Source organism: Anaerococcus vaginalis ATCC 51170, from assembly GCF_000163295.1.
Classification (GTDB): domain Bacteria; phylum Bacillota; class Clostridia; order Tissierellales; family Peptoniphilaceae; genus Anaerococcus; species Anaerococcus vaginalis.
Map to the genome: position 1 here is coordinate 1580278 of NZ_GG700527.1, position 12949 is coordinate 1593226.

The window sequence follows — 12949 nt, forward strand, 5'->3', positions numbered from 1 at the left end:
TTTTTTAATTATTTTCTTTTTTTACTTTTAAATAGACCAACAACTGAGCCCAATAGTGCTAGTATTGCTCCTGTAGAGCTTGCTACTCCTGTTTTTACATTATTTGATTGTTTGCTGTATTCGTTTTTAATAGTTTTTTTAGATTTTCTTTGAGCTTTATTGTCATCATCCTTATTAGAATTATTTTTTTCTTTAGGATTTTTTGATGAATCTTTTGGATTTGATGAATCATCTGGATTTTGTGGATTTGATGGATTTTGAGGAGTTTGTTCGTCTGGTTTTTGTTCGTTTAATTTTAGTAATTCTTCTTTTATTTTTTCTACTTCCTCTATTGTTTTTGCCTTTCTTATTTTTTCCAAATACAAATCTTCTTTTATTCCTGCATCATTTAGCTCCTTTATTGCATCTTCTTGTGCTTTTTTTAGTTTTTCGTATTTTTCTACAGATTCCAAGATTTTTTCGTATGAATCTTTGCTTATCAAATCATTTTCTCTTATATATTCAAAATTTTCTTTTAATGAATCTAAATTTTCATCATCTACTGAATCTATAATCTCTTTTAATTTATCATAGTCAATTTTTTCGTGTCCTTGTCCTATATCTTGAAGTGAGAAAATAAATTCTGCTGCTGATAAAAATACGTTATTATTATCTCCACAAGTTTCGGTTGGTGTGATTATGATTTTTTTGGCATTTATTGGTTTTTCAAATTCTACTTTTTTTGCTTTTGCATCTTTTGCAAAATTTTTAAATTCTATAATTGTAGAGTTTCCCTTATCGTCAATTATTTCAAGTTTTCCTGATTTTATTATTCCATTATGTCCACTTTGTCTTGGAATGTATATAAAATCTTTTATCAAGGTTGCTTGTTTTAATTCTACTGTTGCACTTTTTCCAATCGAATTATCATACCAAGGAGAATGCCATGTGGTAGATGTGTTTTTATCAAAGGCTTTTTCCAATTCTTCGCCAGCTTGTGCAACCGCATCAAGACTTTCTATATCTTCAAGACCTATTGAATCTTTTACAGCCTCTAATTCAGATTGTTTTTGATATACATCATCTATCAATTTTTGCATATCTTCTGGTTTCATATTTTCATCTGCCAATATTACCTTTGCAAGAGCATCTTGGTAATCTTTAACTGATTCTTCCTTATATTTTGATAAATCTTTTTGTGGGGTAAAACTTTCCAAGAAATTTTCTTTTAATATTTTTGATGTAACTTCTACTTGTTTTATCAAAAGATTATCTAAAACAAAATCCTTATAAGACCTAAAATCTGATACTGAGCCTGAAGTTTTTTGAAGATCAGCTGCTTTTGTTGTTGACAAAATTCCAATCCATCTTCCTTTTGCTCCTTCTACCAAAAATTTAACTCTCTTTGTACTTTTATCATTTCCATCTTCCCAAGTTTTTGGCAAATGATATACTTTTAAATTTGATGGATTTGTATATTCTCCTTCTCCTATTACAAATGCGTAAGTTCCATCGCTACCTGCTTCGTAATCAAATACAACTTGGTAAGTTTTTCCTTCTTCAAACCTATAATTTTGTGGAATTGTTTGATAAACTAGGGCATTTCTTCCTGTAAGTCCATTTGTTTTTAAGGACCAGTTTCCTTCAATTACATCATTAATAACTTTTCCATTCCATCCTTTTTGTGTATATGGATCGTGTTTTTCAGAAAGATGAGTTCTATTATCTTCTACTCCTTCAACATTTCCTATTACAAATGGGAAAATACCTTGTCCAACTTGCTCAAAGTTTTGGAAAAATTCTCCATCGCCAATATCGTGGCTATTTTCATACATTTGTGATTTATTTTCAAAAACTCTCAAGTCATCAAAATAAGTTGCTCCTTCGCCTTTTTCTCTTTTTAATGTTATTGTTACATCTTCTGGATTATCTCCAGTTGTAAAATAAACATACATATTTTGGAAATAAGATGTGTTATCAACAGTTGCAGATTTTTGCCATGTATTGTGGGCGTTAGCTTTTACATAATTTTTTGCTATTGATTTTTCTGTATAGTTAGAATAAGTTTTTCCATTAGATTTTATTTCCAAATAAGCCTTAGCATCTGATCTGTTATCTACTCCTACATATATTGCGTATTTAGTATTTTTCTTTAGTCCAGTAATTTTTTGTGTAAGGCTTACTTCTTCTTTATTATCATTTATTCTAAGCATTGGATTTGCACCTTGTGATAAGAATACATCAGCGGATTTTTTATCCCCTTTTATATCCCAATGTTCAAGTGATTTTGAATTAAATCCTACATCTTCAATTCCCATGCCTTCAGAAAATTTCACATTTTCTTTTTCTTGTTTTTCTTTGTAGATTACATAAGCTGTATTTGCTTTTGCATCAAGTTCTAATTTTCCATCTACAATTTCTACTATTTTTTCGTTAGTTTTTCCTAAATCTGTAAGTTCATATACATAAACTTTTCCGCTCCAACCATCTAAAACTTCCCATGTAGATTTTCCAGCTTTTGGATTAAAATGGTAGAGTTTTTCAACGCCATTTTGAGTCCATGGAATCAAATATTTTCCTTCATCAAACACAACTTTTCCATTTAAAGTCATTTTTCTTTGTTTGTACAAAGGATTATTTACATCATTTGATTTTCTAGTTATTATAAGCTCATCATATTTGCCATTTTCTTTTTCATTTCTTAATTTAATTTCCATTTCTGGAGTCCACTTATAGCTTTGTCCATTGTCAGACATATTTACTGGATTTCCATTTTTCCATTCATATACCTTGTAATGTTGGATAAATTTGGTTGGAAGATTTGTTTTGAAAATATTTTTAATAAATCCATCCCAATCATTTCTTCCTTGCCAACCTTCAAAATCAATCATATCATAGCCACCAAGCAATGGATTAACTGCTGCTCCACCATATTTAGGATAATTTCCTACCCATGAATCTTTTTGATGATTTCTAATAAATCTAACTATATCAGAATTTATTCCTTTTAATGAATAACCACCGTATGTTAAATCTGCTGCCCAATGTTGGAATGTAGAATCATATTCTCCAGCAAATCCCCACTCAAAAGCTGCTCTCCAGCCAAGATCATTTAATTCTTTTGCAAGTTGATGAGTTTGCCAAGCATTGTTATCTCCTGATTGACCATTGCCCCAAACGTCTACATAAACAAAATCTAATTTATCTCCAACTATATCATATAAGTCTTTGAATCTATTATATCTACCATTTGCCAAATCGTATGACGCATCTATATTTATTCCTTGGTCTAGCCAATTCCATCCATATTTAAAATTGCCATTTTCATCTTTTCTTAGTCTATCTGGTGTAAAATATTTACTTTCAGGATAAGTTTCTGATGCATTTACATGGATTCCTATTCTTGCTCCATATTTTTTTGCTAATTCTAATAATTTTACAAAGTCTTCTGCTCCACCAATTCTTTTTCCTATATCTGCATAATTTAAGTGACCAGAATCATGTCCTTCTGAGCCATATCCTTTTAATAAAACCATTTGTCCAAGTCCATCTGTGTTTAGATAAACTTTTTTAATTCCATCAAGGGTTGCCAAAAATGGATTTTGAGCTTGGGAACCAAAATTCATTGCTATTCTTTGTCCAATCAAATCTTTTACATATTCAGATCCTTTTGGATTGTTCATTATATTTCTATATGCAATAGCTCCATCTTGCCAATTAACTTTACCATCATTATTTAAATCATCTGCTAATATAACTTTAGCTTCAGGTTTTATCCAAGTTCTCTCATCATAAACTTTATAAGTTCCATCTTCATTTTTGTGAGCCAATTGATAAAGAAAAGCTGATGAGCCAATTCCTACAAAATTTTCTTTTCCATAAGTTTTTTTGTTTACAGTAAGTCTAGTGTAATCATTTGCTCCACCGCCATAATTAAATTGTGAATTTGACCAAACTCCTGCTGAAATATTTTTATTAGAAACAAAGCCATACATATAACCCTTGTTTTCTATTTTTCCCATAGGATTTGTAACATCAATGTGGTCATCGCCTTTTTGATGAGTATTTACACTCATTCTTGCCCCATCAAATTTTGCATTTTCTTCACTGCTTGAAACAGATGCTAAAAAATTATCTTTAAAATCAATCGTAGTTATCAGTTTTTTTGGATTATCAATTATTGAACCGCCTTTAATATTGTTATTATTTACTATATTTACAATATTAAAATGTAATTGATTATCTAGAATTTTCATTCTAACATCAAGAATTGCATTTATATAATTTGCATCATCTTTTATTGTTAGAGTATATTTGGCTTCATTTGCTGAAATTTTTTCATATTTTACATCTGGTTTTACTTTTATTCCATTTATATTTAGAGTATCAGTGAAATTTACATTTGCCTTAAATGTTTTTCCCTTATATGAATATTCTTTTACTCTTGGAAATAAGGTATCAATTGTGGCTTTCATCTCTTTTGATTCTATGGTGTCATAAACAGCCTTAGAATCATCAGCCTCATCTGCCTTTTCGATTGGTTTTTCTTGAGCTTTAATATTTTCTTGATTGTCAGTTTTTACTAAAATATTTGTTGTTTCATTTCCATAAGAACCCAATTTTAATAATACTGACCTATTATTAATTAAAGCATCAAATATTTCTTTTGGAATAACTTTTGTATCAAAAACAGCATTTCCATTATTAGTTGCATTTAATTGACCATCACTTTTGATAGAAATTGAAAGAGAATTTTTCTCTCCTTTTTTAGGAGCTTCTACTCTTTTTCCGCCATAATAATCGCCTTTTCCATTTAATTTATATTCCCAAAACCAGCCTGCTCTATCATAGCCTACGAAAATATTATTTGAATTATCTTTGTGATATAAAAACACTCCAAATCTAGATTGGTTTTCATTAGAATTATCTATAAAATCAACATTTACATTTGTATTACCAGAAGGATTTGATTCAACGCCTTCTTTTTTAAAATTTGCAGTATTTTGACCATTATCATTTTTTTGAGTTGATTTTAAATTATTATAGCGAGTATTATCTACTATAGTTTCTTCAACCTCTCCTTCTTTTGAAGCCTTATTCCATTCTATAACTTCCTTTTGTTCATTCTCTTTTGCTGGAGATTTTTTAGGCAAATCATTTTTGTTTTCTTCTAATTTAGGCTTTTCATTATTTTCAAAAGAATTTGTTTTTTCTTTTTCAACTTCTTTATTATTTTCATTTTCTAAAGCTTTTTTGTTTTCATCTTCTTTAGAAACATCATTATTTATTTGGTCATTTTTTAATTCAGTTTCATTTTTATCATTTTTTTCAAAATTTTCTTTTTCAACAAGTTCATTTGTAGGTTTTTCTTCAGATGCAAAAGCCTCATTTGACGCAATAGTAAGCACAGATAAACTTATCGCGCAAGCTAGTATTTTTTTAGGCAATTTATTTTTTGCATGGTTTTTTGACTTCATAAATCTTCTCCCTTTTATAAATCGTTTTCAATATACATTTTGGTAATTACCACTTCAAATTTATAATACACTATTTGCTCAAAGCTGTCAAAACATTTTCCCAGATGTAAATATTCTTAATATTAAAAATTTTTAAATTAAAAAAACCAGACCTGAGTAAATAAGTCTGGTAAAAATTAATTTATTATAAAATTTCTATTTTTTCTTTGTAATCGCGTCTTAAAAAATATGCGCAATAAAGTCCTGCCAAAAATTCTGCTATTATAAATGAATACCAGATTTTATTAATATCTCCAGTTTTTTCTCCAATAAGATACATCAATGGCAATAAAATTATAAATTGTCTCAAAAATGGTTCAAAAAGTGCTATGCCTGCACTTGATAGGGATTGGAAAATTGATGCGCATACTATGGAAAAACCTACTGGCAAATATGAAATCGCAACAATTCTAATCATTGGTATTCCTATTTCTTTCATTCTATCTGTGGCTGAAAATAAATTTAAAATTGTCTCTGGAAATACCATAAATATTATCATACCAAAAATTATCATAAGGGTTGCCCACGTGATCGATAATTCTATTGATTTTTTTATTCTCTCTTTGTTTCCCGCCCCAAAATTATAAGAAATTATTGGAACTATAGCGTTTGATATGCCCAAAACTGGCATAAATTCAAAACTTTGTAGTTTAAACAGTACCCCATAAACTGCTATGGCTGATTGGCCAAAGCCTGCAAGGATTGTATTTATAAAAAATGTTGCAAAGGATGTGATTGCATTCATAAGAGCAGCCGGAAGTCCTATTGAAAAAATTTCTTTAAAAATCAAATGGGACATTGAAAAGCCTTTGAAAGTTAATTTTACTTCCTTATTTTTTACTAAATTTAAAAAAAGTCCTATCAAAGCTCCCAAAATTTGTCCAGTAACTGTTGCAATGGCAGCACCTTTTACTTCAAGTCTTGGAAATCCAAAAAGTCCAAAGATAAAAATGGGATCCAAAATTAAATTTATAACCGCCCCAATAACTTGAGTTAGCATAGTATAAACTGTAAGTCCAGTTGATTGAAGAAGTTTTTCAAAAAATATTTGGAAAAATACCCCCAAAGAAAATAGGCAAACTATGTGAAGATAATCTATACCATAAGAAATAATTTTAGGATCATTTGTTTGCATTTTTATAAAAGGTTCAACAAAAAATATTGCAATAAAAACAAAAATCAAAGACATAAGTGCTGATAAAATTATTCCGTGAACCGCAACGCTACTTGCCTTTTTTTCATTTTTCATTCCCAAATACCTAGACAAAAGTGCCGAAACACCAATGGATAAGCCAACACTAAAGGCTATAATTATATTTTGAATTGGAAAAGAAATTGTTACAGCCGTAAGAGCTTTTTCTGATAATCTAGCTACAAAAATTGAATCGACAATATTATAAATCGCTTGAACAAGCATGGAAATTATAATTGGAAGACTCATTTCAAACAACAATTTTCCCTCAGGCATTTTCCCAAGTTTTTCTGATTTTACTTCTGCCATCAAAACTCCTTTCTTTAAATAAAAAATACAGAAAAAATAACGGCAAAAGCCGCTATTTATTCTTCATTTTCAATTTGCTTTTCTCTTCTTATTATACTTTTTTCTACTGTTTTTCTTCTTTTTCTCGAATCATCTTGATCATTTATTAATGGATTTTGAGAAAAACTTAATCTTTCGTTAAAATCGTCAAGCAAGTCTTTATTAATATTTTCTCTTATAAAGCTATCTGACAATGCTTTTAGCATAAATTTTTTGTCTGGTCTTTTTTCATAGGATTCGCCAAACACCTTATCTTTTATAGCAAGCTCTATTAAATTTACACCTGAAAGGTTTGTGTAATAGAAAGTTCTACCTTGTCTGACATTCATTTCCAAACAATAAATTTTTCCTGTCTTAGAATCTTTTTTGAAGTCAAAGTTAAATAAACCATAATAATCTATTTTTTCAACTATTTTTTTTGCAATTTCATAAAATTCTTCATCATCATAATCAATTTGAACAAGATGATTGCCAACCCACATATCTCTATGATCTGATAATAAATTTCTAGCCAAGGTCATTGAAACTTTTCCATCATTAGCTCTATATCCATTGAGGGAATATTCGCTTCCATCTACTCCATTTATATATTCTTGGACTATCATATTATGATCGTAGCCTTTTTCAAATATTTCCTTTAAAATATCTATTGCCTCTTGTTTTGATTCTATTTTATAACCCTTTTTCTTATTTTTAAGGTCTAAATCCAAAAATTGTGAATAATCATCGGCTTTTACAAAAAGATCGCCATCAAGATCCAACTGATCCAAATTATCCTTATTTATTAGTTGAGTTTTTGGATAAATTATATTGTTTTTATCTAATAACTTATAAAAATTTGATTTTTCTATAAGTTTTTCTCCCATTTCTTTGTTAGGGTATGGAATTTCAAAATCAAATTCTAATCTGTCTATGTTTTTTAAAAGCATTGACATATATTCTTCAGTTGGTACAAAAAAAACTAATTTTTCATCCTTGTGTTTCTTACCTATCTTATTTAAAAGTTTTACAAAAACATCATCATCTGTTGAAAAATTCTTTTTTGTATTAATATCAGCAATCTTTGAATCGACAAAAGGTACTAATACTGCACTACCAGCTACAATAGCTTTTTTTGAAAAAGCCTCATAGAAACTTCTTGCTACGGAGTAAGAATTGGAATCTGTTCCCAAGATTAAAGCATTAAATTTTTCCATTATTAATAAAAAACCTCCTAAATCATAAAGTTTTAAAATATTTTATTCAATATAAAAAGAAAATAAGGGAAATAATCATCATTAGACTTAAATCCAATGATTAAATTATAACCCTAATCTTCTAAAATATCTATTTAAAATATTGACTCTAAAGATTTATTATCTCTTTCTTCATCTAATTTTTCAATAAATTCTTCGAAAGATACGTCTTTTGTTTCTTCTCCGTCTCTATTTCTTACTGTTAATTTTCCAGATTTTTCTTCATTTTCGCCTACTACTAGCATGTAGTTTGTTCTCATAAGTTGAGCTTGTCTGATTTTATATCCTACTCCCTCACTTCTGTGGTCAACTTCTACTCTGTAGCCTGCTTTTTTGATTTTTTTAGCCAAATCATCTGCGAAATCTGCAAACTTATCTGATACTGGAATTATTTCAACTTGTTTTGGATTAATCCAAAGTGGGAATCTTCCTGCAAATTGTTCTGTAACTGAACCAATAAATCTTTCGATTGATCCAAGAAGGGCTCTGTGAAGCATTACTGGTCTTTTCTTTTCACCGTTTTCGTCTATATATGTTAGGTCAAAGTTTTGTGGTAATTGGAAATCTAGTTGGATTGTTCCACATTGCCATGTTCTTTTTGCTGCATCTTCTAAGTGGAAGTCGATTTTTGGTCCGTAGAATGCTCCGTCTTTTGGATTTATTGTATATTCAATTCCTCTTTCAATCAAAGCATCTTCTAGAGCTTTTTCTGCAAAATCCCATTCTTCAATTTTTCCCATGAAATCATCTGGTCTTGTTGATAATTCTATTTTATATTTAAAACCAAATGTTGAATATAGAAGATCTGCAAGGTCTATCATTTTAAATACTTCATCTTTTACTTGACTTGGCAAACAATAAACGTGGGCATCATCTTGAGTAAATGTTCTTACTCTGAAAAGTCCATGCAAAGCTCCTGATAATTCGTGTCTATGAACTTGGCCGTATTCTGCAAGTCTAATTGGAAGATCTCTGTATGAATGTGGTTCTTCTCCATAAACTAAAACTGATCCAGGGCAGTTCATCGGTTTAACTGCATAATTTTCCCCGTCAATTTTTGTAAAATACATATTTTCCTTGTAATGATCCCAGTGACCTGATCTGTGCCACAATTCTTCATTCATTATAAGTGGAGTTTGAATTTCGCCGTAACCATTTTCAGCTAAAACATCTGTCCACCAATTTAAAAGCTCATGTCTTAAAATCATTCCGTTTTCTTTAAAAAATGGGAATCCTGGAGCTTCATCGTGGAAAGAGAATAGATTCATTTCTTTACCAATTTTTCTGTGGTCACGTCTTTTAGCTTCTTCTTGAAGTTCAATGTATTCATCTAATTGTTTTTTCTTTTCAAAGCTTATACCGTAAATTCTTTGAAGCATTTTTCTATCAGAATCGCCTCTCCAATAAGCACCAGCTATAGAATTTAATTTGATTGCCTTGATTGATTTTGTTGAAAGAAGATGAGCTCCCTTGCAAAGATCAACAAATACATTATCTCCCATTTCATAAAGAGTAATAATTTCATCTTCTGGAAGATCTTCAATTAATTCAACCTTGTATTCTTGATTTTCTTTTTTGAAATATTCCAAAGCCTCATTTCTTGAAATTTCTTTTCTTACCATTTTCAAATCTTTTTTGGCAATTTCTTTCATTTTTTCTTCAATTTTTGGAAGATCTTCTGGAACAAATCTGTGTTCAAGATCTATATCATAATAAAATCCACTTTCAATTGCAGGTCCAATTGCAAATTTTGCATCAGGCCAAATCTCTTTAATAGCAGCAGCCATCAAATGACTTGTTGTATGCCAAAAAATTTCTTTTCCTTCTTTGTCTTCAAATTTTATAACCTTAAAATCTGAGTCTTCGTTTATAGGTTCAGCATAGCCCATAACTTTTCCATTAACAACAGCTCCAAGAGCTGATCTGAATAAGCCTTCAGAAATATCTTTTGTAACATCTTCAACACTTACGCCATTTTCATATTCTTTTACACTTTCATCAGGTAATTTAATTTTTATCATTTTCTCACTCCTTAAAAATTTTTATCCACACTTTCTTAAATTTCAGAAAGATTTAGTAACAAATTTCAAATAAAGCACAACCATTAAATAAATTTATTAAGATAGAATTTAAAAATTTTAAAATAAAAAAAGACACACCATCCCAAAGGACGATGTGTCGTGGTTCCACCTTAATTTATACTCATTAATGTTTTAAGGCAGGTCATGCCTTTCGTATTAGCGAAAATATCAGGGGTGGTCTTGGGGATAATCTTAATCAAAAGCTCTCAGCAAACACTTTTTCTCTGTAAAAAAAGTAAAATCCTTACTCTTCCCGTCATCTATCTATTTTTTCTTATAAATCTATGTTACTAGCAAAATATTTTTTTGCAAATTTATTTTTAAAAAATTTTATTTTTAAATTCTTTTAAAAATTTTTTCAGATTTTTTCAATAAAAGCAAAATGATTTTTACTTGCCTATGAATTTTTATTTAAAAATCTAGAGAAAATTGTTAAAATTTTCTAATATGTGATATAATACTTATAAGAAATAAGAAAGGAATTATTATGGATTTTACACCTTCTCCAATTAAAAGAAAATTTATAAAAGATGAAGCCTATGACCTTATTTCAAAAAAAATCATTTCTGGCGAATTAAAACCTAAATCAAAAATTCGTATAAATGAATTGTCTGAGGCCCTGGGGATTTCTAGAACTCCTGTTAGAGAGGCTATTTTAAGACTTGAAGATGAAGGGCTTATTTTGTCAAAGGCAAACAGATGGACAATGGTTGCTCCTATTGATGTTGATGAAACTTTAAATATTTATCCTATAATTTCTAGTTTGGAAAAACTTGCTTTGGAGCTTGGATTTGAAAATATTAATGATGAAATTATAGAAAATCTTGAATATATTAATGAAAATATTAAAAAAGTTCAAGACAAAAAAAATCATATAAAAATTTTAGAATTAGACCAAGCTTTTCACAAGGAAATTATCGATCTTGCACAAAACAAAGAAATTGAATCTTTACTTGATGGTTTAAAAAGAAAAGTTTCTAGGGTGGATATTTATTTTTTTGAGGATGATAGCCACAAGATGTCAAGTTTTGATGAGCACGCAGAAATTATCAAATTTTTGAAAAAAAGAGATTTGGATAAGGCCTTAAAGGCTGTTGAAAAAAACTGGGCAACTACTATGTCAAGTCTTGAAGATATTGATTTTTCAAACGATGAAGATGAGGAGCTGTTCTAAATTATTTGTTTCATTTTAATTAATTGATATGATTTAATTTTTATTGAATTTATGTTTTAAAAATATTATAGAATGTTTAATTTTACATATTGCTTTTTCTTATTTTTGTTTTAAATTTTTGTAAAATGGCTATAAATAGGATAGGAGGCTTGTATGAAAATTAATGGCGACAATTTAGTTTCTATATCCACTGCTAACAAAAATTTTTCAAAAATTGCAAGGCTTGCTGACAAAAAAGGTTCTGCTGTAATTTTGAAAAATAACAAGATTAAATATATTGTCCTTCCTTACAAGGAAGTTAAAAAAGAGGAAATTTTTCCTGATGAAAATATTGAGGATCTTGCTCAAAGACTAATTGAAAAAATCAAGGACGAATACAATATTCAATTAAAACTTGATATTGAAAATAATTAAAAAAATTAGAATTTTCTTAAATTTTTAGGAAAATTCTTTTTTTATAATGATAAAAGGAGTTTTTATGTTAAAATTTATGAAAAAAATCCCAGGAGGGCTTTTGCTTATTCCTATGTTGATTTCTGCAATTTTTTATACTTTTTTCCCAAATTTTTTTAATGTTGGTACAGTTTCTGGGACTTTTTTTACAAAAAAGGGGATAAATTATATTCTCGGTTTGATTTGTTTTTTGTCGGCAACTTCTCTTGATTTGAAAAATTTGAAAAATATCATCAGAAAACAAGGCTCTATCCTTTTATTAAAATTCATTATTTCTCTTATTTTTGGAATTTTATTTGTTAAATTTTTTGGACTTGATGGAATTTTTGGAATTTCTGCTCTTGCTTTTATCACTTGTATTTGTTCTTTAAATCCTGCTTTGTATCTTGCTCTTTCTTATGATTATGGGGACAAGGATGATATTGCAGCTTTTTCTCTTGCAGAAATTTTGTGTATGCCTGCTTTTCCTATTTTAATTTTTTCAATTTCAAAAAGTTCTGTAATTGATTGGACTCCTCTTATTTCGATTTTAATTCCTTTGATTTTTGGTATAATTATTGGAAATTTTGACAGAGAAATGGCTGAATTTTTTTATCCTGCTATTAATATTTTGACTCCTTTTATGGGCTGGTCTTTTGGTTCTGGTATAAATTTAATTAGCGCTTTCAAGGCTAGTTTTCAACGGATTTTTATAAGTATTTTATTTTACATTTTAACTTTGCCTATATTATTTTTCTATGAAAGAAAAATTTTAAAGGAGAATGGTATAACAAGTATAGGAATTTCATCTATTGCTGGTCTTTCAACTTCTGTTCCAGAAATTTTGGCTAATAGCGACCAAACTCTTGCAGCTATTTCTCAAACTGCAACAGCTCAAATCGCTCTTGGTGTTTTACTTACAAGTTTTTTTACTCCTTTTATTATGGGAAAATTTGCAAATAAACTTATGTGTGATAATGAAAATTAAAGAT

General features: G+C 29.0%; 7 protein-coding genes and 1 other annotated feature. Of the genes, 3 read left to right on the forward strand and 4 right to left on the reverse strand.

The annotated features are described in order from the left end of the window. Nucleotides 1–8 precede the first annotated feature (8 nt). From HMPREF0078_RS07380 to thrS, 4 genes are all read right to left on the reverse strand, one after another. Nucleotides 9–5456, reverse strand: coding sequence for an endo-alpha-N-acetylgalactosaminidase family protein (locus HMPREF0078_RS07380; RefSeq protein WP_004839521.1), 5448 nt, complete (start codon nucleotides 5454–5456; stop codon nucleotides 9–11). 184 nt (nucleotides 5457–5640) lie between these two features. Beyond that, nucleotides 5641–6996, reverse strand: a complete 1356-nt coding sequence (locus HMPREF0078_RS07385; protein WP_004839522.1) for an MATE family efflux transporter — start codon at nucleotides 6994–6996, stop codon at nucleotides 5641–5643. 56 nt (nucleotides 6997–7052) lie between these two features. Continuing rightward, nucleotides 7053–8231, reverse strand: a complete 1179-nt coding sequence (locus tag HMPREF0078_RS07390) for a carboxylate--amine ligase (RefSeq protein ID WP_004839523.1) — start codon at nucleotides 8229–8231, stop codon at nucleotides 7053–7055. A 134-nt stretch (nucleotides 8232–8365) separates the two neighbouring features. After that, nucleotides 8366–10291: a threonine--tRNA ligase gene (thrS, locus tag HMPREF0078_RS07395; RefSeq protein ID WP_004839524.1), complete on the reverse strand. Its 1926-nt coding sequence runs from the start codon at nucleotides 10289–10291 to the stop codon at nucleotides 8366–8368. Nucleotides 10292–10433: 142 nt separating this feature from the next. Next, nucleotides 10434–10620: a binding site (T-box leader), on the reverse strand. Between the two features lie 218 nt (nucleotides 10621–10838). On the opposite strand from thrS, the gene HMPREF0078_RS07400 reads away from it, so the two are divergent. From HMPREF0078_RS07400 to HMPREF0078_RS07410, 3 genes are all read left to right on the forward strand, one after another. Continuing rightward, nucleotides 10839–11525 (forward strand): GntR family transcriptional regulator, encoded by a 687-nt coding sequence (locus HMPREF0078_RS07400; protein ID WP_004839525.1) that lies wholly within the window; start codon nucleotides 10839–10841, stop codon nucleotides 11523–11525. Nucleotides 11526–11678: 153 nt separating this feature from the next. Further along, entirely contained in the window at nucleotides 11679–11939 is a 261-nt protein-coding gene (locus HMPREF0078_RS07405; protein WP_004839526.1) for a prevent-host-death protein, read from the forward strand. 64 nt (nucleotides 11940–12003) lie between these two features. After that, nucleotides 12004–12945, forward strand: coding sequence for a 2-keto-3-deoxygluconate permease (locus HMPREF0078_RS07410; RefSeq protein WP_039920616.1), 942 nt, complete (start codon nucleotides 12004–12006; stop codon nucleotides 12943–12945). The last annotated feature ends 4 nt before the right edge of the window (nucleotides 12946–12949 follow it).

What these genes read in the sequence shown, in the direction of transcription:
- HMPREF0078_RS07380 (WP_004839521.1), bottom strand. Translation starts at nt 5,456, where the DNA reads ATGAAGTCAAAAAACCATGCAAAAAATAAATTGCCTAAAAAAATACTA.
- HMPREF0078_RS07385 (WP_004839522.1), bottom strand. Translation starts at nt 6,996, where the DNA reads ATGGCAGAAGTAAAATCAGAAAAACTTGGGAAAATGCCTGAGGGAAAA.
- HMPREF0078_RS07390 (WP_004839523.1), bottom strand. Translation starts at nt 8,231, where the DNA reads ATGGAAAAATTTAATGCTTTAATCTTGGGAACAGATTCCAATTCTTAC.
- thrS (WP_004839524.1), bottom strand. Translation starts at nt 10,291, where the DNA reads ATGATAAAAATTAAATTACCTGATGAAAGTGTAAAAGAATATGAAAAT.
- HMPREF0078_RS07400 (WP_004839525.1), top strand. Translation starts at nt 10,839, where the DNA reads ATGGATTTTACACCTTCTCCAATTAAAAGAAAATTTATAAAAGATGAA.
- HMPREF0078_RS07405 (WP_004839526.1), top strand. Translation starts at nt 11,679, where the DNA reads ATGAAAATTAATGGCGACAATTTAGTTTCTATATCCACTGCTAACAAA.
- HMPREF0078_RS07410 (WP_039920616.1), top strand. Translation starts at nt 12,004, where the DNA reads ATGTTAAAATTTATGAAAAAAATCCCAGGAGGGCTTTTGCTTATTCCT.